Origin of the sequence: Bacillus sp. AFS017336 (genome assembly GCF_002555445.1) — a bacterium.
Classification (GTDB): Bacteria; Bacillota; Bacilli; order Bacillales; family Bacillaceae_G; genus Gottfriedia.
In genome coordinates, this window is sequence record NZ_NUCO01000074.1 from 1 (window position 1) to 256 (window position 256).

The following is a 256-nucleotide window of genomic DNA, read 5'->3' on the forward strand; positions in this document are numbered from 1 at the left end:
ATCTTGTATTGCTCAAAAAAACTAATAGTTGACGTTTACTTCATGTTTTGTTTAGTTTTCAAAGATCATCTATTGGTGGAGCCTAGCGGGATCGAACCGCTGACCTCCTGCGTGCAAGGCAGGCGCTCTCCCAGCTGAGCTAAGGCCCCGTAATGAAATGGTCGGGAAGACAGGATTTGAACCTGCGACCCCCTGGTCCCAAACCAGGTGCTCTACCAAGCTGAGCCACTTCCCGTAATATGGCGCGCCCGAAAGG

At 50.8% G+C, this 256-nt stretch carries 2 tRNA genes; both read right to left on the reverse strand.

The features are described from left to right. Positions 1-73: 73 nt before the first annotated feature. Positions 74-149, reverse strand: a tRNA-Ala gene (locus CN601_RS22125). Positions 150-158: 9 nt separating this feature from the next. Next, positions 159-235: transfer RNA gene (locus CN601_RS22130), tRNA-Pro, on the reverse strand. Positions 236-256: the final 21 nt, after the last annotated feature.